At 73.1% G+C, this 25,928-nt stretch carries 20 protein-coding genes; 5 read left to right on the top strand and 15 right to left on the bottom strand.

The genetic code is table 11. The annotated features are described in order from the left end of the window. Window positions 1-89 precede the first annotated feature (89 nt). From AC07DA_RS07295 to rimP, 8 genes are all read right to left on the bottom strand, one after another. Window positions 90-3,509, bottom strand: a complete 3,420-nt coding sequence (locus AC07DA_RS07295) for a trypsin-like peptidase domain-containing protein (protein WP_479125388.1) — start codon at window positions 3,507-3,509, stop codon at window positions 90-92. A 256-nt stretch (window positions 3,510-3,765) separates the two neighbouring features. After that, on the bottom strand, window positions 3,766-4,671 hold the full coding sequence (gene truB / locus AC07DA_RS07290; protein WP_479125386.1) for a tRNA pseudouridine(55) synthase TruB: 906 nt from the start codon (window positions 4,669-4,671) through the stop codon (window positions 3,766-3,768). Next, window positions 4,668-5,120 carry a 30S ribosome-binding factor RbfA gene (gene rbfA / locus AC07DA_RS07285; protein WP_479125384.1) on the bottom strand — a complete coding sequence of 151 codons (453 nt, stop codon included), beginning with the start codon at window positions 5,118-5,120 and terminating at the stop codon, window positions 4,668-4,670. The genes truB and rbfA overlap by 4 nt, the downstream gene beginning before the upstream one ends. A 44-nt stretch (window positions 5,121-5,164) precedes the next feature. Beyond that, complete coding sequence (locus AC07DA_RS07280) at window positions 5,165-5,458, bottom strand: DUF503 domain-containing protein (protein WP_479125382.1); 294 nt, start codon at window positions 5,456-5,458, stop codon at window positions 5,165-5,167. 182 nt (window positions 5,459-5,640) lie between these two features. Beyond that, complete coding sequence (gene infB, locus AC07DA_RS07275) at window positions 5,641-8,730, bottom strand: translation initiation factor IF-2 (protein ID WP_479125380.1); 3,090 nt, start codon at window positions 8,728-8,730, stop codon at window positions 5,641-5,643. A gap of 145 nt (window positions 8,731-8,875) precedes the next feature. After that, window positions 8,876-9,172 carry a YlxR family protein gene (locus AC07DA_RS07270; RefSeq protein ID WP_479125378.1) on the bottom strand — a complete coding sequence of 99 codons (297 nt, stop codon included), beginning with the start codon at window positions 9,170-9,172 and terminating at the stop codon, window positions 8,876-8,878. A 155-nt stretch (window positions 9,173-9,327) separates the two neighbouring features. Next, a complete protein-coding gene (nusA, locus tag AC07DA_RS07265; protein ID WP_479125376.1) occupies window positions 9,328-10,314 on the bottom strand; it encodes a transcription termination factor NusA in 987 nt (328 codons plus the stop codon). A 2-nt stretch (window positions 10,315-10,316) separates the two neighbouring features. Further along, complete coding sequence (gene rimP, locus AC07DA_RS07260) at window positions 10,317-10,829, bottom strand: ribosome maturation factor RimP (protein ID WP_479125374.1); 513 nt, start codon at window positions 10,827-10,829, stop codon at window positions 10,317-10,319. Between the two features lie 216 nt (window positions 10,830-11,045). On the opposite strand from rimP, the gene AC07DA_RS07255 reads away from it, so the two are divergent. Genes AC07DA_RS07255 through AC07DA_RS07245 form a run of 3 tightly spaced genes read left to right on the top strand, consistent with a single transcriptional unit; the run spans window position 11,046 to window position 13,030 of the window. Then, a complete protein-coding gene (locus AC07DA_RS07255) occupies window positions 11,046-11,591 on the top strand; it encodes a hypothetical protein (RefSeq protein ID WP_479125373.1) in 546 nt (181 codons plus the stop codon). Then, window positions 11,588-12,052 carry a ferritin-like domain-containing protein gene (locus AC07DA_RS07250; RefSeq protein WP_479125372.1) on the top strand — a complete coding sequence of 155 codons (465 nt, stop codon included), beginning with the start codon at window positions 11,588-11,590 and terminating at the stop codon, window positions 12,050-12,052. The genes AC07DA_RS07255 and AC07DA_RS07250 overlap by 4 nt, the downstream gene beginning before the upstream one ends. A 48-nt stretch (window positions 12,053-12,100) precedes the next feature. Next, on the top strand, window positions 12,101-13,030 hold the full coding sequence (locus AC07DA_RS07245; RefSeq protein ID WP_479125370.1) for an aminoglycoside phosphotransferase family protein: 930 nt from the start codon (window positions 12,101-12,103) through the stop codon (window positions 13,028-13,030). A gap of 45 nt (window positions 13,031-13,075) precedes the next feature. Here the strand turns inward: AC07DA_RS07245 and AC07DA_RS07240 are convergent, their stop codons facing one another. The 7 genes from AC07DA_RS07240 to AC07DA_RS07210 all read right to left on the bottom strand — a co-directional run bounded on the left by AC07DA_RS07240 (window position 13,076) and on the right by AC07DA_RS07210 (window position 22,385). Continuing rightward, window positions 13,076-14,776 carry a proline--tRNA ligase gene (locus AC07DA_RS07240; protein ID WP_479125368.1) on the bottom strand — a complete coding sequence of 567 codons (1,701 nt, stop codon included), beginning with the start codon at window positions 14,774-14,776 and terminating at the stop codon, window positions 13,076-13,078. A 72-nt stretch (window positions 14,777-14,848) separates the two neighbouring features. After that, window positions 14,849-15,379 carry a GNAT family N-acetyltransferase gene (locus tag AC07DA_RS07235; RefSeq protein ID WP_479125366.1) on the bottom strand — a complete coding sequence of 177 codons (531 nt, stop codon included), beginning with the start codon at window positions 15,377-15,379 and terminating at the stop codon, window positions 14,849-14,851. A 43-nt stretch (window positions 15,380-15,422) separates the two neighbouring features. After that, complete coding sequence (locus AC07DA_RS07230; protein ID WP_479125365.1) at window positions 15,423-16,271, bottom strand: GNAT family N-acetyltransferase; 849 nt, start codon at window positions 16,269-16,271, stop codon at window positions 15,423-15,425. 195 nt (window positions 16,272-16,466) lie between these two features. Continuing rightward, entirely contained in the window at window positions 16,467-17,624 is a 1,158-nt protein-coding gene (ispG, locus tag AC07DA_RS07225) for a flavodoxin-dependent (E)-4-hydroxy-3-methylbut-2-enyl-diphosphate synthase (protein WP_479125363.1), read from the bottom strand. 168 nt (window positions 17,625-17,792) lie between these two features. Next, window positions 17,793-19,085, bottom strand: coding sequence for a M50 family metallopeptidase (locus tag AC07DA_RS07220; protein WP_479125435.1), 1,293 nt, complete (start codon window positions 19,083-19,085; stop codon window positions 17,793-17,795). 8 nt (window positions 19,086-19,093) lie between these two features. Further along, on the bottom strand, window positions 19,094-20,350 hold the full coding sequence (dxr, locus tag AC07DA_RS07215; RefSeq protein WP_479125361.1) for a 1-deoxy-D-xylulose-5-phosphate reductoisomerase: 1,257 nt from the start codon (window positions 20,348-20,350) through the stop codon (window positions 19,094-19,096). A gap of 94 nt (window positions 20,351-20,444) precedes the next feature. Continuing rightward, window positions 20,445-22,385 (bottom strand): acyl-CoA dehydrogenase family protein, encoded by a 1,941-nt coding sequence (locus AC07DA_RS07210; protein WP_479125359.1) that lies wholly within the window; start codon window positions 22,383-22,385, stop codon window positions 20,445-20,447. A gap of 337 nt (window positions 22,386-22,722) precedes the next feature. Between AC07DA_RS07210 and AC07DA_RS07205 the strand changes: the two genes are divergently transcribed. Then, on the top strand, window positions 22,723-23,736 hold the full coding sequence (locus AC07DA_RS07205) for a LacI family DNA-binding transcriptional regulator (RefSeq protein WP_479125433.1): 1,014 nt from the start codon (window positions 22,723-22,725) through the stop codon (window positions 23,734-23,736). Window positions 23,737-23,838: 102 nt separating this feature from the next. Next, window positions 23,839-25,881, top strand: coding sequence for a glycoside hydrolase family 31 protein (locus tag AC07DA_RS07200; protein ID WP_479125357.1), 2,043 nt, complete (start codon window positions 23,839-23,841; stop codon window positions 25,879-25,881). Window positions 25,882-25,928: the final 47 nt, after the last annotated feature.

Here is a 25,928-nt window from a genome sequence, read left to right as displayed (position 1 = left end):
CGCGTACGCAGGTCTAAGGGTGCCATGCCGGGTCGCCGCCGCCCGCATCGGCATCGGGCCTGTGACCGGGCGCACGGCACCCCGCGCCGTCAGGCCGGGACGCGGACGCCCGCCAGGTCCTCGATCGTCCGGTGGGCGCTCGGCCCGACCAGGGCCGCCCATTCCTCCGGCGTGTCGGCCAGCCAGCCGGCGACGCGGGCGGCGAAGCCGGGCACGTGCCGGCCGAGGTCGACCAGGGCCCGGTCGAAGCGGACCGCCCCCTCGGGAGTGCGCGCCAGCAGCAGGCCGACGCGGTGGACGAGGTCGCGCAGGTCGTCGCCGCCGTTGCGGGCGGCGGCGTGCAGCAGCGTGTCCAGGACGTCCGTGTCGTGCTCCCGGGCCAGCAGCTCCTCGCGCAGTTCCCGGCGCAGCGGGCGGGAGGCGGGGATGCCGGGCGGCGTCAGGACCCCGGCGAGGGCGCAGCGCAGCCGCACGGGACCGTCTTCCAGCAGGCCGGTGACCAGCGGCAGGAGCACCGCCCGGGCGGCGGGGCCCCCGTCGAGCCGTTGGTCCACGTAGGCGGCGACCCGCCCGGCGAGTTCCGGTCGCCGCTGCGCCGCCTGCCGGATCAGCCCCGCGACGGGCCGGGCCAGACCGGGCGGGGTGGCGTCGGCGAGCGCCCGCAGCGCCTCGTCCGCGTCCGGCCGCTCCAGCCGTGCGGCGAAGGCGCCGAGGACCGGTTCGGTGTGGGTGAGCAGGGCCCCGGCCAGCGCGTCCGGCGGCAGGTGCGGGTCGCCCGCCGCGAAGTGCTCCAGTGCTCGGGGCAGGTAGCGGACGCGGCTCTGCGGGTCCTGCACGAGGAGGGCGAGCGCACCGCCGTGCAGGGCGCGGTCGGCGGGACGGGCGAGCAGGGTGAGGGCCGCGTAGCGCAGGAGGGCCCGGTCGCCCCCGGTGTGCGCGTGGGGGGCGACGCGCAGTCCGTGCGCCATCGCCGCGGCCCGCCGGGCCGGCCGCTCGTCACGGGCCCACCGGTCGGCGGCCCGGCACAGCGCCGACGGCTCCTCCTCGGCGAGGACCGCGAGCAGTTCCTCGGCCCGCCGGTGCGCGCTGTCGACGAGCACGTCCGTCAGTTCGTCCGGGGCGCGGTGGCGGTGCGTGTGCAGCAGTGCCTGCGCGGCCAGGGCCACGGTCGCGTGCGGGGTGGCGGGCAGCGGCTGCTCGTCGTCGAACCAGCGGACGAGCTGGGGCTGCGCGGCGACGGGGTCGGCGGCCAGCAGCCGTGCGACGGCGTCCAGGAAGCGGGGGCCGGCCTCGCACGGCGGCCCGTCGGCGTGCACCAGCCGCCTGAGCAGCCGGAACCGCGGGCCCTCCGACAGCCGCAGGCCGGTCCAGAAGTCCGGACCGAGCACGTCCGGCACGGGCCGCTCCTGCCGCCGCCAGGCCACGATCCGGTCGGCGAGCAGCCGCAGCACGTCGGTGTACGGCGTCGCGTCCGGCACGGCCGCCAGCGTCCCGGCGAGCAGCCGGGCGGCCCACCAGGACCCCGGGTCGGCGTCCAGGGCGTGCACCAGGTCGGCCAGGCGGGAGGCCAGCGGGCCGGTGCCGCGCTGCCGCCCCAGGCAGAGCAGGGCCTGGACGACGGGCCCGATGCGGTGGTGCGGGACGGGGTCCGCCTGCTCGTCCCGGCCGCGGTGGACGAGGGCGTGCAGGGCCTCGTCCAGGTCGAGGTGCAGCCCCTGGAGCCAGTCGGCGAGCTCCTCGTGGGCGAAGCGGTAGCCCGGTCCGCAGGGCACGAGCAGGCCTTCCGCGAGCACGGCCGCGGCCCAGCCGCTGCCGCCCCCGAGCCGCTCCGGGGCGGTTGTCCAGGGGAACGCCGCCTCGAACGCCTCCCGGTCCAGGTCCCCGAGCCCCGGGCCGAGGCTGCGGCGGGCGGCCTCGTGCACCTGCCCGGCGACCTTCGCGGCCAGCCGGCGCACGGCGGTGCCGCGCAGGCCGCGGCCGGCGGCGAGGCGCGTGGCGATCCGCAGGGCCATCAGGTCCACGTAGGCGGAGAAGACGTCGTTCCGGTCGAGGGGGGCGGCGGGCCGCGGGGCGTCGGCGAGCGCGGCCCGGAGCTCCGTGAACAGGCGCAGTGTCAGGGGATGCCGGGCGTCGGTGCCGGCCAGGGCGCCTTCCGGGATGCCGAGGTGCTCCCGGGCCTGGCGGGCCTCGTCCTCGGTGAGGTCGCCGAGGACGACGCACGCGGGCCGGTGCAGCGGTTCCGCCGCCTCCTCCCAGTACTCCGCCCGGCAGGCGACCACCAGCCGCACGCCCGTCTCCCGCAGCCACCGCAGCGTCCCGTCCGCCCAGTCGGCGAAGCGGCGGGCCAGGGCGGGCGGCATCTCCTCGGGGCCGTCGAGCAGGAGCAGCAGGGGGCGGCCGAGAGCGGCGGCGCGGCGGGCGAGGCGCTCCGGCGAGAGGTCGCCGAGACCGGCGGGGAGCGGGGTCCGGGCGGCGGCCACGAGCGGGGCGGCCCGGGTCAGCGCCCGGCGGGCCGCGTCCGCCACCGACGTGTCGTCGTCCCGCAGGTCGCAGCCGCGCAGCCACAGCGTGGGACACCCGCCGCGTGCGCGCCGGGCCGCGAGCGCCGCGAGTTCCGTCGTCCGGCCGCTGCCCGGTGCGCCGGCCAGGCCGAGGACGGACTGCGGGCCCGACGTGAAGGCGCTGAACTCGGCCGCCACAGCCGCCCGTTCGACCGTTCGCGCGGGATCCAGGGGCTCGGGCGGGCCCTCCAGGCCCGTCGAGACGCGGGTCAGCTCCAGCACTCCGGCCAGGTTCAGGTCGTCGCCGTACGCCGGGACCGTCGCCGCGTTCTCCGCGAGCAGGTCGGCGAGCGGGCCGGCCGCACCGGGCATCCCCGGATGCAGGGGTACGGCGAAGCCGACGTCGCGGTGGCCGGAGCGCAGCGCGGTGCCGAGGACGCCGACGACGGCTCCGGTCGCGGCGTCCACCACGGGGCCGCCGGCCGCTCCCCCTCCCAGCCGCAACGCGTCCCGCCCCGCCGTGCCGACCGCCAGTTCCAGCGCGCCGTCGACGCGGTGGAAGCGGTCCGTGGCCGCGTACGTCACACCGGCCGGGCCGAGGACCCTCGCCTCACGCCAGCCTCCGGCGGCGATCCGCACATAGGTGCCGGTCCCGGCCCCGTCCCGGGCGGTGACGGGCAGGGGTGGCACGCCGAGCCCCTCGGTCCGTACGAGGGCCAGGTCGAGCGCGGGCAGCGGTGTGATCGCGTCGGCGGTCACGACCCGGCGGCGGTCCCCCGCCCCGTACAGCACCAGCCCGGACAGGCCGTCGACGGCCTCGTGGCTGGTGACGAGCGTGCCGTGGTGGTCGGCGAGGAATCCCGTGCCCCGCGGGCGGCCCGCCAGGTCGTGGATACGGACGAGCGCCCCGTCCGGCACCGCCCGGTCCTCGCACTCCATGGGTCCGGGGCGGTCCGGGCGATCCGGTGCGCTGTCGTCCGTCTCCCGGGACCGGTTCCGCGACGTCATCGTCGAGCCTCCCCGCCGTACACCCGTGCCCTCGCGTTCGACGTTAGGGGCGGGATGATCAGCGGGACAGATCGCTTCGCGAAAGCGCCCCCTTCCGCTCCCCCGGTTCACTCCGAGCGCCCGCACGGACGGGTGAACGGACGGGGGCGGCTGGATACACCCTAGGGGTGGGGGAACCGAGGGGGGACCGTGGAGCGGCGGCAGTGGAGGTACCCCGTGACCGCCGCTCCACGGGCGGACCGCCCGGACGGGCGGGTCAGCCGAAGACGGCCAGGCTCTTGGCCTTGCCGCGCTGCTCCTCGACGAGGGCGAGGAACCGGCCCTCCGGGTCGAAGACGGCGACGGGGCCGGAGCCCGCGTACTGGTCGGGCATCTCCAGCCGCACGCCGTTGGTCAGCAGCCCGGCGCGGCGGGCGTCGACGTCCCAGCGGGGGAACGCGGCGGCGGCGGCCTCGGCGACCGGCATCACGGTCAGCTCCTGCTGGAGCTGGTCCAGGGTGCGGGCGGCGTCCAGCTTGTAGGGGCCGACGCGGGTGCGGCGCAGGGCGGTGAGGTGGCCGCCGACGCCGAGGTCGGCGCCCAGGTCGCGGGCGAGGGCCCGGATGTAGGTGCCCGAGGAGCAGACGACCGACACGACCAGGTCGAGCACGGGCGTGCCGTCCTCGGCGACGGCCTCCCGGACGTCGTACACGCCGAAGGAGGAGACCGTCACGGGCCGGGCCGGGATCTCGAACTCCTCGCCCTCCCTGGCCCGCTTGTAGGAGCGCACGCCGTTGATCTTGATGGCGCTGACCTTGGACGGCACCTGCATGATGTCGCCGGTCAGCTTCGCGATGCCGGCGTCGACGGCGTCCCGGGTGACCCCGGAGGCGTCGGCGGAGGAGGTGATCTCCCCCTCGGCGTCGTCCGTGAGGGTGTTCTGCCCGAGCCGGATCGTGCCCAGGTACTCCTTCTCGGTCAGCGCGAGGTGGCCGAGGAGCTTGGTGGCCCTCTCGACGCCGAGGACGAGGACACCCGTGGCCATCGGGTCGAGGGTGCCGGCGTGCCCGACGCGTCGTGTCCTGGCGATGCCGCGCATCTTGGCGACGACGTCGTGCGAAGTGAAGCCCGACGGCTTGTCGACGATGACGAGGCCGTCGGGCGTGGTGTGCTTCTGGGTCATTCGGCGGTGTCGTCCGTCTCGTCGTCCTCGTCCGGCTTGCGGTACGGGTCGGCGTCACCGGCGTACTTCGCCCCGGCGGACGCCTCGCGGACCTTCTCGTCGGACTGGCGCGCCTTGTTGAGGAGGTCCTCGATGTTCCGGGCGGTGTCCGGGAGGGCGTCCATGACGAAGGTCAGGGTCGGCGTGAACTTCACCCCGGCGGCCCGGCCCACCTCGGAGCGCAGGATGCCCTTGGCGCTCTCCAGGCCGGCGGCGGCCGCGGCCCGCTCCTCGTCGTCCCCGTACACGGTGTAGAAGACGGTCGCCTCCCGGAGGTCGCCCGTCACCCGGGTGTCCGTGATGGTGACGTGCGAGCCGAGCCGCGGGTCCTTGATCCCGCGCTGCAGCTTCTGGGCCACCACCTCTCGGATGAGGTCCGCCAGCCTCTTAGCCCGCGCGTTGTCGGCCACTGGTCCGTCTCCCGTTCTTTCCTGTCCGGTTCGTTCTCGGTTCGTCAGTCGTCTTCGCCGTGGAAGCGCCGCCTGACGGACAGCAGCTCCACCTCGGGGCGGGCGGCGACCAGCCGTTCGCACCGGTCGAGCACCTCGCTCAAGTGCCCCGCGTCGCCGGACACCAGCGCGAGGCCGATGACCGTCCTGCGGTGGAGGTCCATGTGGTCCACCTCGGCCGCGCTCACCGCGTACTTGCGCTGGAGCTCGGCGACGATCGGACGGACGACGGAGCGCTTCTCCTTCAGCGACCGTACGTCGCCGAGGAGCAGGTCGAAGGACAGAGTCCCCACGTACATGTGTGTCCGGATGACCCGCCGGTACGGGATCGATGGCCTGCGCGGTCGGAGCGCAGGAACACCAGGAACGTTACCCCGAACGGGCCGGGGGCTCGATCGGGTTTTCCGGTGCGCACCGCGCCCCAACGGCCAGCCGGCCGACGCGGCGGGTGCCGCGTCGGCCGGTCGGTGATCCGTGGGTGTTACACCCGCGGCTTCTCGCGCATCTCGTACGTCGCGATGACGTCGTCGACCTTGATGTCGTTGAAGTTGCCGAGGTTGATACCGCCCTCGAACCCTTCGCGGATCTCGGTGACGTCGTCCTTGAAGCGACGCAGGCCCTCGATGTTGAGGTTCTCCGCGACCACCTTGCCGTCGCGGATGAGGCGGGCCTTGGTGTTCCGCCTGACCTCGCCGGAACGGATGAGGACACCCGCGATGTTGCCCAGCTTGGACGACTTGAAGACCTCGCGGATCTCCGCCGTACCGAGCTCGACCTCTTCGTACTCCGGCTTGAGCATGCCCTTGAGGGCCGCCTCGATCTCCTCGATCGCCTGGTAGATGACCGAGTAGTACCGGACGTCCACGCCTTCGCGCTCGGCCATCTGCTGCGCACGCCCGGCGGCGCGCACGTTGAAGCCGATGACGATGGCGTCGGAGCCCATGGCCAGGTCGATGTCGGACTCCGTGACCGCACCGACGCCGCGGTGCAGGACGCGGATGTCGACCTCTTCGCCGACGTCCAGCTGGAGCAGGGAGGACTCCAGGGCCTCGACCGATCCGGACGCGTCGCCCTTGATGATCAGGTTCAGCTGCTGGACCTCGCCGGCCTTCAGCACCTTGTCCAGGTCCTCCAGCGACACGCGGCGCGTGCGCTTGGCGAACGCTGCGTTCCGCTCGCGGGCGGCGCGCTTCTCCGCGATCTGGCGGGCCGTACGGTCCTCGTCGACCACGATGAAGTTGTCGCCGGCGCCCGGGACGTTGGTCAGACCCAGGACCTGGACCGGCGTCGACGGACCCGCCTCGGCGACGTTGTTGCCGTTGTCGTCGAGCATGGCGCGGACGCGACCGTAGGCGTCGCCCACGACCATCGTGTCGCCGACCCGCAGGGTGCCTCGCTGGACGAGGACCGTCGCCACGGCACCGCGGCCGCGGTCGAGACGGGACTCGATCGAGATGCCCTGCGCGTCCTGGTTCGGGTTGGCCCGCAGGTCGAGCGAGGCGTCGGCGGTGAGGATCACGGCCTCCAGCAGGGAGTCGATGTGCAGACCCTGCTTGGCGGAGATGTCGACGAACATGGTGTCGCCGCCGTACTCCTCGGCCACCAGCCCGTACTCGGTGAGCTGGCCGCGCACCTTGGTCGGGTCGGCGCCCTCGACGTCGATCTTGTTGACCGCGACGACGATCGGGACGTCGGCCGCCTTGGCGTGGTTGAGCGCCTCGACCGTCTGCGGCATGACGCCGTCGTTGGCCGCGACGACCAGGATCGCGATGTCGGTCGACTTCGCACCACGGGCACGCATGGCGGTGAACGCCTCGTGACCCGGGGTGTCGATGAAGGTGATCTTGCGCTCTTCGTCGTTGACCTCGGTCGCGACCTGGTAGGCACCGATGTGCTGGGTGATGCCGCCGGCCTCGCCCGCGATGACGTTCGTCTTGCGGATGGCGTCGAGCAGGCGCGTCTTACCGTGGTCGACGTGACCCATGACGGTCACCACCGGCGGACGGACCACGAGGTCTTCCTCGGTGCCCTCGTCCTCGCCGAACTCCAGGTCGAAGGACTCGAGCAGCTCGCGGTCCTCCTCCTCGGGGCTGACGATCTGAACCGTGTAGTTCATCTCGTCGGCGAGGAGCTGCAGCGTCTCGTCGGAGACGGACTGCGTGGCCGTGACCATCTCGCCGAGGTTCATCATGACCGCGACGAGCGACGCCGGGTTGGCGTTGATCTTCTCCGCGAAGTCGGTGAGGGAGGCACCGCGCGACAGGCGAATGGTCTCGCCGTTGCCGCGAGGCAGCATCACGCCGCCGACCGACGGGGCCTGCATGGCCTCGTACTCCTGGCGCCTCTGCCGCTTCGACTTGCGGCCGCGGCGCGCGGGACCGCCGGGACGGCCGAAGGCGCCCTGCGTGCCACCACGGCCACCGGGACCGCCGGGACGGCCGCCGAAGCCGGGACGGCCACCGCCGCCGCCGGGACCACCCGGACGGCCGGCGAAACCGCCGCCACCGCCACCGGGACCACCGGGACGGCCGGCGAAACCGCCACCGCCGCCACCGGGACGACCGGCGAAGCCGCCGCCACCCGGACGACCGCCACCGCCACCGGGACGACCGCCGCCACCGGGACCGCGGCCGCCGGGGCCACCGCCACCGGGACGCGGGCCGGCCGCCGGACGCTGCGGCATCATGCCGGGGTTGGGACGCGGACCGCCGGGACCGCCGCCGGGACGCGGGCCGCCGCCCTGCGGACGGGGCATGCCGCCCGGCGTGGGACGCGCGCCGCCCGGAGCCTGCGGACGGGGACCGCCCGCGGCGCCCTGGGGACGGGGACCGCCCTGGCCCTGGCCCTGCGGGCGCGGGGCACCGCCGGGTGCGCCGGGACCGCCGGGACGCGGGGCGCCGCCGGGACGGGGCGCCTGCGGGCGCGCCATGCCGGTGGAGCCGCCGGAGGTGAAGGGGTTGTTGCCCGGACGGGGACCCGCCGGACGGGCACCGGGACGCGGGGCGCCGCCACCCGGACGCGGAGCGCCGGCGCGGTCGCCACGGCCCTGGCCGCCCTGACCGGAACCACCCGGACGGGGGGCACCGGGACGCGGGGACTGACCGGCCGGACGCGGGGCGCCCGGACGCGGGCCGGAACCCTGGGACGGCTCGGCGGGAGCCGACGGCGGTGCCGTGAACTCGGGCGTGGTCGGAGCCGGGGACGCCGGGGCGGGCCGCGGCGCGGGCTTCGGGCCCGGGGTGGGACGGGGGCCGGGAGTGGCCGGCGCGGCGGGAGCCGCGGGCTTCTCCGCGGCGGCCGGCTTGGGGGCCGGCGGGCGCGGGGCGGCCGGACGGGCAGCCTGCGCCGGGGAGGGGGCTGCCGGCTTCGCCGGGGCAGCCTTGCGGGCGGGGGCGGGCTTGCCGCCGCCGTTGCCCTGCTGGAGGGCGTCCGTCAGTTTGCGTACAACGGGCGCTTCGATGGTCGAAGACGCCGAACGGACGAATTCACCGAGTTCCTGGAGCTTGGCCATGACGACCTTGCTCTCGACACCGAACTCCTTGGCGAGTTCGTAGACCCGGACCTTAGCCACTTCGCTCCTTTGAGGTCCGGGTTGCGTCCGGACCGTCGCTAGTTCATGGGCGTACTCATCGCGTACTCATCGAGTGCTCATCGCAATCTCGACCTGCTTTCGACTCGCGAGGTACCTAGCCGCACGGGGTTCCGTACGGCACGTCTTACGGTGTTGCCTGCTCGGCAACTGTCGTCTGCTCGACGTAGTGGCGCAACGCCTTTGTGTCGAGCGCTCCCGGGGCGCGCAGTGCCCTCGTGAACGCCCGGCGGCGTACCGCCTGGTCGAGACAGACCAGTGCGGGGTGTACGTACGCACCCCGGCCGGGCAGCGTACCGCGATGATCGGGGACGCATTCGCCCTCGATCGCCACGATCCGCAGCAGTTCGGCCTTGGCCGCTCGCTCCCGGCACCCCACGCAGGTGCGCTCAGGGCATACTCGGGCGCGCGTCCGGCCAGACACAGTTAAGTCTACCTCCCCGTACGCGCCTCACTCCTGCGGGGCAGCAGCCGAACAGTTGCAGCGCGTGAACCTGTCGTGATCTGAACGACCGACGGCTTGGATCCATTCCCCGGATCCGGCGCGGATCTCCGTCGATCTTCGGCCGATCCGCGGGGCTACTCCGCGGCCGGTTCCGTGTCCGGGCGGATGTCGATCCGCCAGCCGGTCAGCCGGGCCGCGAGGCGGGCGTTCTGGCCCTCCTTGCCGATGGCCAGGGACAGCTGGTAGTCGGGCACGGTCACCCGGGCGGACCGGGTCGCCATGTCCACGATCTCCACCTTGGAGACACGGGCCGGGGACAGCGCGTTCGCCACCATCTCGGCCGGGTCCTCCGACCAGTCGACGATGTCGATCTTCTCACCGTTCAGCTCGCCCATCACGTTGCGCACCCGGCCGCCCATCGGGCCGATGCAGGCGCCCTTGGCGTTCAGACCGGACCGGGTGGACCGTACGGCGATCTTGGTGCGGTGACCGGCCTCACGGGCGATCGCGGCGATCTCCACCGACCCGTCGGCGATCTCCGGCACCTCCAGGGCGAAGAGCTTCTTCACCAGGTTCGGGTGCGTGCGCGACAGTGTCACGGACGGACCGCGGACGCCCTTGGCCACCCGGACGACGTACGACCGCAGCCGCATGCCGTGCGGGTAGGTCTCGCCCGGCACCTGCTCCTGCACCGGCAGGATGGCCTCCAGCTTGCCGATGTCCACGAGCACGTTCTTCGGGTCGCGGCCCTGCTGGACCACACCGGTGACGATGTCGCCCTCGCGGCCGGCGTACTCGCCGAGCGTCGCGTCGTCCTCGGCGTCGCGCAGGCGCTGCAGGATGACCTGCTTGGCGGTGGTGGCGGCGATACGGCCGAAACCGGACGGGGTGTCGTCGAACTCGCGGGGCTCCTGGCCCTCCTCGAGGTCGTCGGGGTCCTCCTTCGCCCACACGGTCACATGGCCGGTCTCCCGGTTGAGCTCCACGCGCGCGTGGCGGCGGCTCCCCTCGGTGCGGTGGTAGGCGATGAGGAGGGCCGACTCGATCGCCTCGACCAGCAGGTCGAAGGAGATCTCCTTCTCCCGAACCAAGCCCCGCAGGGCACTCATGTCGATGTCCACGGCTACGCCTCCTCTTCCTTCTCGTTGTCCTTCTTGTTGTCCTTGCGGCCGAACTCGACCTGGACGCGCGCCCGGACGATGTCGTCGAAGGCGAGTCTGCGCGCGGTGGCCTTGCGGCCCTTGACCCCGGGCACCTCGGTGTCGACGCCGTCGTCGTCGACCTTCAGGATCCTGGCGAGAAGCTCGCCGCCCTCGGCCAGCTGGAACTTCACCAGCCGGTCCGTGGCCCGGACGTAGTGCCGGTGTTCCGTGAGGAGGCGCTCCGCGCCCGGGGTGCCGACCTCGAGGGTGTACTCCCCCTCGCCCATCGCGTCCGTCTCGTCGAGCTTCGCCGAGAGCGCGCGGCTCACATCGGCGATCTGGTCCAGGTCCGCACCGGTGTCCGAGTCGACGACGACGCGCAGCACACGCTTGCGGCCGACGGAGTCCACTTCGATCTCTTCGAGATCCAGGCCCTGGGAGCTGACGAGCGGTTCCAGTAGCTCTCGCAGCCTCTCGCTCTGGGTGGTGCTCATCCGGGTGACTCCTCGGCCGCGTGTGCTGTTGTGGGATGGGTCGCGTGTCTGGTCAAAGGGTATCCGGTCGCAGGGTGTGTTGCCGTCCACCCGGTCACGAACGGTGCCGCTGAGTGGTCCCGGGCGACGGCCCGGGTACCGTGATCACGGGCGTGCAGCCCTTGTGGTCCCCGCCTTCCCGCCTGTTGCCCACCACGAGCCCCGAGGACGTCTGACGTGCCGTTCCCCTCATCGCCGCGCGCCCGCTCGGGGCCGCGCAGAAGGAGTCTGCTCGCGACCGGGCCCGCGGCCCTCGCCCTTTCGGGCTGCACCTCCGGCACAAAGGGGGCCGCGGACGCGGGCGACGGCCCCTCGGCCGCCGAGCGCCGGGCACGCGCGCGTGCGGCCCGGGACAGCGAGCGGCTCCTGGAGCGGTACGACGCGGTGATCGCCGCCCGGCCGGCACTGGCGGGGCGCCTGGGACCGCTGCGGGAGGACGTCGTGCGCCACGTCCAGGCGTTCGGAAGTGGCCGAAAAGCATCCCCCTCGGCGTCGGTCCCGGCGTCCGGCCCGGCATCACCGTCCGTGGCGGCCCCGCCGTCGCCGGCTGTCCCGGGGAACGACGAGGAGGCCCTGGCCGGGCTGGCCGCAGCGGAGCGGGAACTCGCCGACCAGCGGGCCGGGCAACTGCTGGGGGTACCGGGCGAGCTGGCGCGGCTGCTGGCGTCGGTGGCGGCGGCCGGGGCGGCGCACGTGTACCTGCTGACGGAGGGGGACGCGTGAGCGAGGCGAAGGACCGGGAGCTGCGGGCCCTCCAGGCGGCCCTGGCGGCCGAACACGCGGCCGTCTACGGGTACGGGGTCGTCGGCGGGCGGATCGGTGACGGGCAGCGCGCCGAGGCGCGCACGGCCTACGACGCGCACCGGGCACGCCGGGACGCGCTGGTGCGCGAGGTGAAGGACCTGGGCGGCCGTCCCGTGGCGGCGGCCGCCGGGTACGCGCTGCCCTTCCCGGTGGCGGACGCGGCGGCGGCCGCGCGGCTGGCCGCGGAGCTGGAGGACCGGGTGGCCGGGGTCTACTCCGACCTGGTGCGGGCCGCGGGCGGTGAGCGGCGCGCCCTGGCCGCCGGGGCGCTGCGGGAGGCGGCGGTGCGGGCGGTGCGCTGGCGCGGGGAGAGCGTAGCCTTCCCTGGGCTCGCCGAGCGGGCGGGCACGGCCCCGCCCTCGGCGGCGCCGACGGCGTGACCCGCGCGGGGCACGCACCGCCAAGAGCACGAAGGGAACGACTCGCGCATGGTTTTCGAACCGCCGCAGCGCCTGGTCAGGGCGCTCGGTGAGACGGCCCCGGACGGCGACGACTGGCTGGAGAGGCTGCCCGAGGCGGCTCGGCAGGCCGTCGCGCTACGCGAGTTGACCGTGGAGCGGGTGCAGGTGCCCGGCGGGCGCAGCAGCCTGGTCGTGCTGGTGCGGACGGCCGACGGGACGCCCGCCGTGCTCAAGCTGGCGCCGGGCCGGGCCCGGCCGGAGGCGGAGCGGGCCGCGCTGGCGCACTGGGCCGGACGGGGTGCCGTGCAGCTGCTCGAACCGCCGCCGGCCTCCCGGCCCGCCGCGGACGGCGAGGGCGCCGAGGGGGTGCTGCTGCTGGAGCGGCTGCACCCGGACGTGTCGGTGCGGTCCCTGCCGGAGGCCAAGGCGCTGCTGGAGGCCGCGGGGACGCTGCGGCGGCTGTGGGTCGAGCCGCCCGCCGGTTTCCCCTTCGAGACGGTGGCCGAGCGGACCGGGCGGCAGGCCGAGGCGATGCGGGCCCGGGCGCAGGCCGATCCCGAGGTGGCCCCGCTGGTGGACCTGGCGCTCGGGGCGCGCGAGGAGCTGCTGGCCGCGCCGCCCGAACACCGGCTGCTGCACGGCACGTTCCGGCAGAGCAAGGTGCTCGCCGGGGAGCGGATGCCGTGGCTGGCCGTGGGGCCCGACCCGGTGGTCGGCGAGTGCGCCTTCGACCTGGCCCGGCTCGTCCGCGACCGGGTGGAGGACCTGATCGCCCAGCCGTCCGGCGCGGCGACGACCCGGCGCCGGGTGAAGCGGCTGGCCGAGTCCCTGGACGTGGACCAGGAGCGGCTGCGCGGCTGGACCCTGTTCCGGGCCGTGGAGTCGGGTGTGCGGGCGGGGCGCGTGGGACGGCCCCGGGACGCGGAACTGCTGCTGGAGTTCGCGGGCTGGCTGTGAGCGCTCCGAGAGCTCGGAGCGCTCACAGCGGCAGCGCCGGGTGCCCTAGGCCGTGAGGCGGGCGACGGCCTCCTCGACCGTCAGTTCCTCGCGTTGGCCGGTGCGGCGGTCCTTCAGTTCGACGACGCCCTCGGCCGCGCGGCGGCCCGCGACCAGGATCTGCGGGACTCCGATCAGCTCGGCGTCCGTGAACTTGACGCCCGGGGAGACGCCGGCGCGGTCGTCGACCAGGACGCGGACCCCGGCCGCGGAAAGCCTGCCGGAGACGTCGAGGGCCAGTTCGGTCTGCAGGGCCTTGCCGGCGGCCACCACGTGGACGTCGGCCGGGGCGACCTCCCTGGGCCAGCACAGGCCCTTGTCGTCGGCGCTCTGCTCGGCCAGGGCGGCGACCGCGCGGGAGACGCCGATGCCGTAGGAGCCCATGGTGACGCGGACCGGCTTGCCGTTCTGGCCGAGGACGTCGAGCTTGAGGGCGTCGGCGTACTTGCGGCCCAGCTGGAAGATGTGGCCGATCTCGATGGCGCGGTCCAGGACGAGGCCCGTGCCGCACTTGGGGCAGGGGTCGCCGTCCTGCACGACGACGACGTCCACGTAGGCGTCGACCTCGAAGTCACGGCCCGCGACGACGTTCTTCGTGTGCGTGCCGGCCTTGTTGGCGCCCGTAATCCAGGACGTGCCCGGGGCGACCCGCGGGTCGGCGATGTAGGTGACCTTGTCCAGGCCCTGCGGTCCGACGTAGCCGCGGACCAGGTCGGGGCGGGCGGCGAAGTCGGTCTCGGTGACCAGCTCGACGGCGGCCGGGGCGAAGTGCGCCTCGACCTTGTCCATGTCGACCTCGCGGTCACCGGGGACGCCGACGGCGACGATCTCGCCGTCGACCTTCACGAGGAGGTTCTTCAGCGTGGCCGAGGCCGGGACACCGAGGGAGGCGGCGAGGGTCTCGATGGTCGGGGTGTCCGGGGTGGGGATGTCCTCGGCGGCGGGGACGTCCGCGGCGTCGACGGGCTTCAGCTCGTACGTGATCGCCTCGGTGTTGGCGGCGAAGTCGCAGTTCGGGCAGTCGGCGAAGGTGTCCTCGCCGGCCTCGGCCGGGGCCAGGAACTCCTCGGACTTGGAGCCGCCCATCGCGCCCGCGGTGGCGGCGCAGATGCGGTAGTCCAGGCCGAGCCGCTCGAAGACGCGCTGGTAGGCCTCGCGGTGCAGGGCGTAGGACCGCGCGAGGCCCTCGTCGTCGGTGTCGAAGGAGTAGGAGTCCTTCATCAGGAACTCGCGGCCGCGCAGGATGCCGGCGCGGGGCCGCGCCTCGTCGCGGAACTTGTTCTGGATCTGGTAGAGGATCACGGGCAGGTCCTTGTAGGAGGACGCCTGGTCCTTCACCAGCAGGGTGAAGATCTCCTCGTGGGTGGGGCCGAGGAGGTAGTCGCCGCCCTTGCGGTCCTGGAGGCGGAAGAGCTCGGCGCCGTACTCGTTCCAGCGGCCGGTCGCCTCGTAGGGCTCGCGCGGCAGCAGGGCGGGCAGGGACACCTCCTGGGCGCCGATGGCGTCCATCTCCTCGCGGACGATGCGCTCCACGTTGGACAGGACCTTCTTGCCGAGGGGCAGCCAGCTCCAGATGCCGGCGGCGGTGCGGCGTACGTAGCCGGCGCGGACGAGGAGCTTGTGGCTGAGGACCTCGGCGTCGGCCGGGTCGTCGCGCAACGTCTTCGCCAACAACTGGGACATGCGCTGGACCGGTGCGTTCGCCATGGTTCGTCTGCTCCTGCTACGTGTGAGTGATGGCAGGAGGTTATCCGGGCGGTACGGGGCGGCGGAAATCGGTTAGCGGCGCAGCAGCGGCAGCGGGGCGCCCATCACGGCGTACGGCTTCGGGGCGCTCGGGAAGAGGACCTGGCGGGCGAGGTCCCGGTAGCCGAGGGAGCGGTACAGGGCGCGGGCGGGGCTGTCGGTGTCGATGGCGGAGAGGATCGAGCGGGGCTCGGCGGCGGCGTCGGTGATCGTGGTGATCAGGGAGCGGCCGATGCCGCGGTTCTGGTGGTCGGGGTGCACGTGCAGCTCGGTGATCACGAACGAGTCGTCGAGCCAGTGGTCGTGGTGCTGGGCGCGCAGGTAGGGCTCCACGACGGTGGACCACCAGTGGGCGCGGTCGTTGGGCATGCCGTAGACGAAGCCGACGAGGCGTCCGCCAGTGGTCGCGCCGAGGGCCCGGGCACCGGGGTAGGTCATGTGGCGCAGGACGATCTGGCGGCGGACGGCGACTTCGTCGGGGCCGAGGCCGAAGGCCACGGCCTGGACGGACAGGGCCTCGTCCACGTGGGCGGAGAGGTCGAGGGGGCCGATCACCAGGTCCATGGCGGGGAGCCTACAGGGGCGTTCCGGTCGTCGTCCGGGCGCTTCAGAACAGAACGCTCATGAACGCGCCGACCTCCTGGAAGCCCACGCGCTGGTACGTCCTCCTGGCCGCCGTGTTGAAGTCGTTCACGTAGAGGCTGACGACCGGGGCCACGTCCGCCAGGGCGTAGCGCAGTACGGCGGCCATGCCGGGGGCGGCCAGACCGGTCCCCCGGTATTCGGGGGCCACCCACACGCCCTGGATCTGGCAGGCCCGGTCCGTCGCGGCGCCGATCTCGGCCTTGAAGGCGACCTTGCCGTCGGCGTCGAAACGGGCGAAGGCGCGGCCGGAGCCGACGAGTTCGGCGACGCGGGCCTGGTAGAGGAGCCCGCCGTCGCCGGCCAGCGGCGAGACGCCGACCTCCTCGGTGAACATCGCCACGCACGCCGGCAGGATCGTCTCCATCTCGTCCTTGCGCACGCGGCGGACGTAGGGGTCCGGGGCGACGTCGTCCGGCAGCCGGTCGGTGACCATGAGCGGCTGGTGGCGGCGGACCTCGCGGGCCGGGCCCCAGTGGGGCTCCAGGAGCCGCCAGAGGTCGGCGGTGGCTCCGGCGGGGCCGACGATGGACGAGCAGCGGCGGCCGGACCGGCGGGCGCGGTCGGCGAAGGCGCGCACGGCACGCGGACCGGCGCAGATCGGGACGAGGTTGGCGCCCGCGTAGCACAGGGAGGTGAGGATGCCGTCCTCGTACCAGCCCCACATCTCGCCGCCGAGCCGCCACGGGTCGAGTCCGGCGATCTGCACCCGGGACGTCACGAAGGCGTTCGCGACCGGCTCGCGGTCGAGGACGGCGAGCGCGGCGTCCAGGTCGCTCGGTTCGAGGACCCGTGAGGTGGTCTGCGTCAACACGTGCGGGGCCTCACACACTGGGGTCGGCTGGTCTCCGCACTATAGCCGCGGTGCCTGGGCGGGGCGCCTCGGAGCTCGGGCCCGTGGTCGCCGGGCGGGTGCGGGACGCCCGCGGCTCGTCGCGCCCACGCGGCGGAGCCGCATGCCGACACCCGACACGGCCCCGCGCCCCTCGCGGGGCGCGGAAGACCGGCCTCAGCCCGCGACCGCCACCGACGGCTCGCCGGAGGCCACGCCGTCCTTCTCCATCTGCTCGGCCAGCTTCATGGCCTCCTCGATGAGGGTCTCCACGATCTTCGACTCGGGGACGGTCTTGATGACCTCGCCCTTGACGAAGATCTGGCCCTTGCCGTTGCCGGAGGCGACGCCGAGGTCGGCCTCGCGGGCCTCGCCGGGTCCGTTGACGACGCAGCCCATGACGGCGACGCGCAGCGGGACCTCCATGCCGGTCAGGCCGGCGGTGACCTCTTCGGCCAGCTTGTAGACGTCGACCTGGGCGCGGCCGCAGGAGGGGCAGGAGACGATCTCCAGGCCGCGCTGGCGCAGGTTCAGCGACTCCAGGATCTGGATGCCGACCTTGACCTCCTCGACGGGGGGCGCGGAGAGCGAGACGCGGATCGTGTCGCCGATGCCCTGGGAGAGCAGGGCGCCGAACGCGACCGCCGACTTGATGGTGCCCTGGAAGGCGGGGCCGGCCTCCGTGACGCCGAGGTGGAGCGGGTAGTCGCACTGCTCGGCGAGCTGCTTGTACGCCTCGATCATGATGACCGGGTCGTTGTGCTTGACGGAGATCTTGATGTCGCGGAAGTCGTGCTCCTCGAAGAGGGACGCCTCCCACAGGGCCGACTCGACCAGGGCCTCGGGGGTCGCCTTGCCGTACTTCTGCAGCAGGCGCTTGTCGAGGGAGCCGGCGTTGACGCCGATGCGGATGGGGGTGCCGTGGTCGCGGGCCGCCTTGGCGATCTCCTTGACCTTGTCGTCGAACTGCTTGATGTTGCCGGGGTTGACGCGGACCGCCGCGCAGCCGGCCTCGATCGCGGCGAAGACGTACTTCGGCTGGAAGTGGATGTCGGCGATGACCGGGATCTGCGACTTGCGGGCGATGGTGGCGAGGGCGTCGGCGTCGTCCTGGGTGGGGCAGGCGACGCGGACGATCTGGCAGCCGGAGGCGGTCAGTTCGGCGATCTGCTGGAGGGTCGCGCCGATGTCGGACGTCCGCGTGGTCGTCATCGACTGGACCGAGACGGGGGCGTCACCGCCGACCGCGACGGACCCGACCTGGATCTGCCGGCTCTCGCGGCGCTCGGCGAGCTTGGTCGGAACGGACGGCATGCCGAGAGAAATCGCAGTCATCTGCTGTGCAACCCCAAGTCGTGGATCAAGGTCCGGTCCCGTGAGCAGCGGGCTCCGAGCTTCGAGATTACGGCACGGGCGAGGGCGCGGGCACATCCCACCCGCGGTGCCACCCGATGGGAGGCGGCCCGGCCGAAAGCCTGCCGGGCCGCCGTGAACTCCGTATGACTAGGAGATTCTCACCGGGTTCACCACGTCGGCGATCAGGACCAGGATCGTGAAGCAGACGAAGATACCCGCGACCACGTAGGCGACCGGCATGAGCTTCGCCACGTCGAAGGGGCCCGGGTCGGGCCGGCGCAGCAGTCTGGCCGTGTTGCGGCGCAGCGACTCCCACAGGGCGCCCGCGATGTGACCGCCGTCGAGCGGCAGCAGCGGGAGCATGTTGAACAGGAACAGGGAGAGGTTGAAGCCGGCGACCAGCATCAGGGCCATGGCCAGCTGCTGGGTGGGCGGGATGTCGAGCGTGAAGATCTCACCGCCGACCCGCGCCGCGCCGACCACGCCCATCGGGGAGTCGGCCTCGCGCTCGGCGCCGTCGAAGGCCGCGTTCCACAGGGCCGGGATCTTGCCGGGGAGGGCGGCGAGGGAGTCGACGGCCTCGCCGATGCGGTCGCCCATCCACGTCACGGACTCGCCGAAGTCCTGCTTGACCACGCCCGTGGCGGCGCTGAAGCCGAGGAAGCCGGCCTGGACGTACTGGCCCTCGACGATCTGGCCACTGGAGTCCTTCTTGGCGACCTGGTTCGAGGCGATCTTCGCGTGCAGGGTGACCTCGCGGCCGTCCCGCTCGACGACGATCGGCACCTCCTTGCCGGGGTTGGCGCGGATCAGGTCGGACAGCTCGTTCCAGTCGTCGGTGCGCGTGCCGCCGAAGGAGACGATCTTGTCGCCCGCCATGAGGCCCGCAGCGGCGGCCGGGGAGGCCGGGTCGCCCTTCTCGCACTTGTCGCGGTTCTCGCTCTGCGCGATGACGCACTGGGAGACCGAGCTGACGGAGGTGGTCTGCTGGGTGATGCCGAAGCCCATCAGGACCGTGAGGAACAGCACCACCGCGAGAATCAGGTTCATGAAGGGGCCGGCGAACATCACGATCACGCGCTTCCACGGGGCGCGCGTGTAGAACATCCGCTTCTCGTCGCCCGGCTGCAGCTCCTCGTAGGCGGCCGAGCGGGCGTCCTCGATCATGCCGCGCCACGGGGAGGTGGAGCGGGACTCCAGGCGGCCGTCGGGGCCGGGCGGGAACATGCCGATCATGCGGATGTAGCCGCCGAACGGGATGGCCTTGATGCCGTACTCGGTCTCGCCCCTCCTGCGCGAGAAGAGCGTCGGGCCGAAGCCGACCATGTACTGCGGCACGCGGATGCCGAAGAACTTGGCGGTGGACAGGTGCCCCAGCTCGTGCCACGCGATCGAGAACAGCAGGCCGACCGCGAAGAGGACTATGCCGAGGATGAACATCAGGGTCGTCATGCACGGGCCTCCGCCGTCTGTGCCGCCAGTTCCCGGGCCCGGGCCCGCGCCCAGGTCTCCGCTTCGAGGACGTCCGACACGGTGAGTGAGGTTCCCGTACGCGGGGTGCCGTGCTCCTCGACGACCCGGGTGACGGTGTCCATGATCCCGTTGAACGGCAGTGCGCCCCGGCGGAACGCTTCGACGCACTCCTCGTTGGCCGCATTGAACACCGCCGGGGCGGTGCCCGCGAGCTCGCCGACGTGCCGGGCGAGGTTCACCGAGGGGAAGGCCTCGGTGTCGAGCGGGAAGAACTCCCAGGTCGAGGCCTTGCTCCAGTCGAAGGCGGGGGCGGCGTCGGGGACGCGCTCGGGCCAGCCGAGGCCGATGGCGATGGGCCCGCGCATGTCGGGCGGGGTCGCCTGGGCCAGTGTCGATCCATCCGTGAACTCAACCATCGAGTGCACATACGACTGGGGATGCACGACGACCTCAATGCGGTCGAAGGGAATGTCGTAGAGCAGGTGCGCCTCGATGACCTCCAGGCCCTTGTTGACGAGGGTGGCGGAGTTGATCGTGATGACCGGGCCCATGGCCCAGGTGGGGTGCGCGAGGGCGTCCTCGACGGTGACGCGGGACAGCTCCTCCTTGGTCCGGCCGCGGAAGGGGCCGCCGGACGCGGTGACGACCAGCTTGCGCACGTCGGCGCGGGTGCCCGCGGCCAGGGCCTGGAAGAGGGCGGCGTGCTCGGAGTCGACCGGGATGATCTGCCCGGGTTTGGCGAGGGCCTTGACCAGCGGGCCGCCCACGATGAGCGACTCCTTGTTGGCCAGCGCGAGGGTGCGGCCCGCCTCCAGGGCGGCGAGGGTGGGGGCGAGTCCGATGGAGCCGGTGATGCCGTTCAGGACCGTGTGGCAGTCGGAGGCGGCGATCCGGGTGGCCGCGTCCGCGCCGGCGAGGATCTCGGGAAGCGGCTCGCCGGTGCCGTACCGCGCGCGAAGCGCCTCGCGCAGGGCCGGGACGACGTCCTCGCGGGCCACGGCGACCGTGCGCACGCGCAGCCGGTGGGCCTGCTCGGCGAGGAGGGCGACCCGGCCGCCGTTGGCGGAGAGCCCGGTGACCCGGAAGCGGTCGGGGTTGCGCAGCACGAGGTCGATGGCCTGGGTGCCGATGGACCCGGTGGAGCCGAGGATCACCACGTCCTTGGGGCCGTCGCCCGCGACGGGGTCGTAGACCAGGTGCGGATCGGCGAGGGGGGCTGGACTGTCGCTCATCCCTCCATTGTTGCCGTAAGCCCCGTGTCTGAGGACAGCGCGTCCCCTTCCCGGGGGCGCGCGCCGCAGACGTTGGCGCCCCCGGGGGGCCGGGCTACCGGATGGGCCGGTGGACGTTCTCCTTCCGGGACGGTCCGGGCGTCGCGTCGGCGATCCAGGGGCCGTCGCCGGACGGGTCGACGATGCCGTGCTCCAGCCACGCGTAGGTGCCGGACAGGACGCCCTTGACGACCTTGCGGTCGAGGTCGTCGGTGTTGGTCCACAGGCGGGTGAAGAGTTCTTCGATCCGGATGCGGGCCTGGCGGCAGAAGACGTCGGCGAGCTGGTAGGCCTCGCGGCCGTGGTCGCCCCGGCCGCGCAGCATCTCCGCGCGGACGCAGGCCGCGCTCATGGCGAACAGCTCGGCGCCGATGTCGACGATCCGGCCGAGGAAGCCCTGCTTGGACTCCATGCGGCCCTGCCAGCGGGACATGGCGTAGAACGTGGAGCGGGCCAGCTTGCGGGAGGTGCGCTCGACGTAGCGCAGGTGCCCGGACAGGTCCACGCCGTGCTTGAACTCGGCGTAGGAGGTGGGCAGCTGGCCCGGGCCCGCGACCAGTTTCGGCAGCCACTTGGCGTAGAAGGCGCCCGCGTTCGCCCCGGCCTTCGCCTTGTCGCCGAGGGACTTCTCGGGATCGATGAGGTCCCCGGCGACCGCGAGGTGGGCGTCGACGGCCTCGCGGGCGATGAGGAGGTGCATGATCTCGGTCGAGCCCTCGAAGATGCGGTTGATGCGCAGGTCGCGCAGCAACTGCTCGGCGGGGACGCCGCGTTCGCCGCGGGCGCGCAGCGACTCGGCCGTCTCGAAGCCGCGGCCGCCGCGGATCTGGACGAGTTCGTCGGCCATCGTCCAGGCCATCTCGGAGGCGTACAGCTTGGCGAGGGCGCCCTCGATGCGGATGTCGTTGCGGTCCTCGTCGGCCATCTGGGAGGCCAGGTCCGTCACGGCCTCCAGGGCGAAGGTGGTCGCCGCGATGAAGGAGATCTTGGAGCCGACCGCCTCGTGGTGCGCGACGGGCTTGCCCCACTGCTCGCGGGCCGCGGACCACTCCCGGGCGATCTTCAGGCACCACTTGCCGGCCGCCACGCAGGAGGCGGGCAGGGACAGCCGTCCGGTGTTGAGCGTGGTCAGGGCGATCTTCAGGCCCTGCCCCTCCTCGCCGACGCGGTTGGCGGCCGGGACGCGGACCTGGTGGAAGCGGGTGACGCCGTTCTCGATGCCGCGCAGGCCCATGAAAGCGTTGCGGTTCTCGACGGTGACGCCCGGCGAGTTGGTCTCCACGACGAAGGCGGTGATGCCGCCCTTGTGTCCGTCGGACTTCGGCACCCGGGCCATGACGACCAGCAGGTCGGCGACGACGCCGTTGGTGGTCCACAGCTTCACGCCGTCCAGGACGTAGTCGTCCCCGTCCGGCACGGCCGTGGTGGCCAGGCGGGCCGGGTCGGAGCCGACGTCGGGCTCGGTGAGCAGGAAGGCGCTGATGTCCGTGCGGGCGCAGCGCGGCAGGAAGCGCTCGCGCTGCTCCTCGGTGCCGAACAGCTTCAGCGGCTGGGGCACGCCGATCGACTGGTGCGCGGAGAGCAGCACGCCGATCGCGGGGCTGGCGGAGCCGGCCAGGGCGAGTGCCTTGTTGTAGTACACCTGGGTGAGACCGAGGCCGCCGTACCTGGTGGCGATCTTCATCCCGAAGGCGCCGAGCTCCTTCAGGCCGTCGATCACCTCGTCGGGGATCCGGGCCTCGCGTTCGATGAGGGCCGGATCGACCTTGGTCTCGACGAAGTCGCGCAGCTTGGCGAGGAACTCCTCGCCGCGCTGGGCCGCCTCGTCCTCGGGGACGGGGTGGGGATGGATGAGGTCGAGCCGGAAGCGGCCGAGGAACAGCTCCTTGGCGAAGCTGGGCTTGCGCCAGTGCTGTTCCCGGGCGGCCTCCGCCACCTCACGGGCCTCCCGCTCGGTGACGGCGGGACGGGATGAGGGGGTGGTGGAAGCGGACATGAGGGTCACCTCGCCGCATCTAGGAATAGTGATGACTGTACGTTACCGACCAGTGCTACTGGATCGTTGGTACCCGAAACGGGATGCTCCCACCAGTCCTCGCGCGTCCGTTCAGCCGAAGGGGACACGGTGCGCGCGGCCCTTGCCGGGCGCCTGACGACGGTGTTGCATCGAGGTGCCTCCCGGAGCCCGGCGCCCGCCCGGGAAATCGGTATCGAAGCGCTTCGACAGCCTATGGACACCCACTCGCGCTGGAGCTACTGTCGGACCACCCCCACCCGTTCACATCAGCACAGCGCGTTGTCGAAGCGCTTCACAGAAAAGCTTGGAGAGCTGGATGGTCACCCTCGCCGAGGTCGCCCAGCACGCCGGAGTCTCGGCGAGCACGGTGAGCTATGTCCTCAGCGGCAAGCGGTCGATCTCCTCGACCACCCGGCAGCGGGTCGAGCGGAGCATCCGCGAACTCGGGTACCACCCGAACGCCGGGGCGCGCGCCCTGGCGAGCAGCAGGTCGAACATCATCGCGCTGATGATCCCGCTGCGCACGGACATGTACGTGCCCGTGATGATGGAGATCGCCATCGCCGTGGCGACCACCGCGCGGACGCACGGCTACGACGTGCTGCTGCTCACCGGCGAGGAGGGGCCCGACGCGGTGCGCCGCGTCGCGGGCAGCGGGCTCGCCGACGGGATGATCCTGATGGACGTCGAACTCGACGACGAGCGGCTGCCGTTGCTGCGCGCGACGGACCAGCCGTCGGTGCTGATCGGCCTGCCCGCCGACACCGCCGGGCTGACCTGCGTCGACCTGGACTTCCGGGCGACGGGCGCGCTGTGCGTGGAGCACCTGGCCAAGCAGGGGCACCACGACATCGCTGTCATCGGCGAGGCCCCGGCGGTCTACGAGCGGCACACGGGCTTCGCCGAACGCACCCTCGACGGGCTCCGTTCCCGCGCGCGGGAGCTGGGCGTGCGCCTGCTGCACCGGCCCTGCGAGGGCGGGTACGACGCCATGGCGGTGACGCTCGCCCGGATCCTCGACGAACGCCCCGGCACCTCGGGGCTCATCGTGCAGAACGAGTCGGCGGTCGAGCCGCTGCTCGCCCTGCTGCGGCAGCAGGGCCGGGCCGTGCCGGAGGACGTGTCGGTGGTCGCGATCTGCCCCGACCAGGTGGCCACGCAGGCCTCGGTGCGGCTCACGTCGGTCGCCATCCCCGCGCAGGAGATGGGCCGGCACGCCGTGGAGCACCTGGTCGCCAAGCTGGAGGGGCGCGGCAGCGACGACGTGGTGCTGCTCGCGCCCGAGCTGACGGTCCGGGCGAGCAGCGGACCGGCGCCGAGCCACCCGTAGGCCCCCGGTCCCGGCCCCCGCCTCTTCCCCCGGCCTTCTTCCCATCCGGCCTCCGCCGGGGCATCCCCCTGTCCGCACTCCTCCAGGAGCACAGGAGCACGCGTGAATCTGCCTGCTGAAGCCCGGCCCCAGGTGAGCCTGGCGCAGTCCTCCCCCACCGTCGGCACGTTCCGCGAGCGGGACGGCGCGCTGGAGTGGAGCGGCCGCCAGGAGACCGTCCGGATCGAGCCGTGGGGCCCCGACGCGGTCCGGGTGCGGGCCCGGCTCGGCGGCCCGGTCCTCGAAGGGCTTCCGGGCGCCCTGCTCGACGCGGCCCCCGCGGCCGCGTCGACGGTGACGATCGAGGACGGCGGCGGCCGGCTGACCGTCGGCGCGCTCACCGTCGAGGTGGACGCCGAGGGCCTGATCCGCTTCCTGCGCACCGAGGACGGCGGCGAGCTCCTCGCCGAGGACCGCGCCCACTTCTGGTGGCCCGGCCCCCGGCTCTACACGGCCGTCGGCAACGGCCACCACCGTCTGGAGCAGCGCTTCGCCGCGTACGACGGTGAGAAGCTCTACGGGCTCGGCCAGCACCAGCACGGCCGTCTCGACCAGAAGGGCCTGGTGCTGGACCTGGTCCAGCGCAACGCCGAGGTCGCAATCCCGGTGCTGACCTCCAGCCGGGGCTACACGCTGCTGTGGAACAACCCGGCGATCGGCCGGGTCGAGCTCGCGCACAACGGCACCCGGTGGGTCGCCGACTCGGCCCGGCAGATCGACTACTGGATCACCGCGGGCACCCCGGCCGACGGGCAGCGCCGCTACAGCGCGGTGACCGGCCGGACGCCGATGCTGCCCGAGTGGGCGGCCGGATTCTGGCAGTGCAAGCTGCGCTACCGCACACAGGACGAACTCATGGCGGTGGCCCGCGAGTACAAGCGGCGGGGCCTGCCCCTCTCGGCGATCGTCTGCGACTTCTTCCACTGGACGCACCTCGGCGAGTGGAAGTTCGACCCGAAGGAGTGGCCGGACCCGGCGGCGATGGTGCGGGAGCTGGCGGAGCTCGGCGTCCAGCTGGTGGTGAGCGTGTGGCCGTCGGTGTCGCCGCTGAGCGAGAACCACCCGGTGATGGAGCAGCGCGGGTACTTCATCGGCACCCAGTACGGCCCGATGGCGCACGCCGACTGGCCGGACAAGGAGGTCGCCTCCACGGTCCAGGTCGCCTTCTACGACGCCAGGCATCCCGAGGCGCGGGAGTTCGTGTGGTCGAAGGTGAAGGAGAACTACCTGGACCCGTACGGGATCACGGCGTTCTGGCTGGACGCCTGCGAGCCGGAGCTGAAGCCGGGGTTCCAGGAGAACCTGCGCTACTGGGCGGGGCCGGGCCTGGAGGTCGGCAACATGTACCCGGCCGAGAACGCCCGCACCTTCCACGAAGGCCTGCACGCCGCCGGCGAGACCGAGGTGGTGACGTTGAACCGCTCGGCGTGGGCGGGCAGCCAGCGCTACGGCGCCGCCCTGTGGTCCGGCGACATCGGCACCGACTTCCCGACCCTGCGCCGCCAGATCGCGGCCGGCCTCAACACGGCCCTGTCGGGCATCCCGTGGTGGAACACCGACATCGGCGGCTTCCACGGCGGCGACCCGGACGACCCGGCCTACCGGGAGGTGATGGTGCGCTGGTTCCAGTTCGGCGCGCTGTCCCCGCTGATGCGCCTGCACGGCTTCCGCGAGCCGGGCATGCCGCTGGGCCCGGAGATGACCGGCGGTCCGAACGAGGTGTGGTCCTACGGCGAGGAGGCCGGGGCCGTTCTCGAGAAGTACCTGCGGCTGCGCGAGCGGCTCAAGCCGTACGTGCTGGACGTGATGCGCGCGGCCCACGAGGAGGGCCTGCCGGTGATGCGGCCGCTGTTCCTGGAGTTCCCGGGCGACCAGGCCGCCTGGTCGGTCGACGACTCCTACCTCTTCGGACCGGACCTGCTGGTCGCCCCGGTGCTGACGGCCGGTGCCACCGCCCGGACGGCGTACCTGCCGGCCGGTGCCGTGTGGACGGACGCCTGGACGGGCGCGGCGTACGAGGGCGGCCGGACCGTGACGGTCGACGCCCCGCTGGACAGGCTCCCGCTGTTCCTGCGGGACGGGGCGCGGCTGCCCGTGGCGGAGTAGCCGCACGGTCCGCCCCGGACCGGGACCGATCGCGCCCGACGGCACGG

The sequence above is a fragment of the Streptomyces sp. NPDC044921 genome, assembly GCF_056432865.1.
Note: the sequence above shows the minus strand (reverse complement) of the source record. Positions and strands in the feature narration are given on the sequence as shown.